Here is a 295-nt window from a genome sequence, read left to right as displayed (position 1 = left end):
GAGAAAGATGCTGGCTGAAGAGCATGAAGACTGATGGATTGGTGAGGATATGTGTGCTGGAGGCTGTACCCACCGTTTCAGTGTGCTTTTTAAATTCTTCTGGTATAAAAGCTGCAAAATAGTCCGGTTGAGTTTTTTCATGCAGATTTCTTTCCTTTTTTCATTTTGTGAAAAGCTTCTCTAGTATGTATTCCCCTTTTGTGTATCATTTTTATAAATGATAATTTTTCCTAGTCTTTAATAAAGTTGTTTCCATAAAGCCCGCTTTCTGGGTGTTTAAATACGGGGGTTTTCC

The organism is Bartonella sp. AA86SXKL (genome assembly GCF_042196885.1).
Note: the sequence above shows the minus strand (reverse complement) of the source record.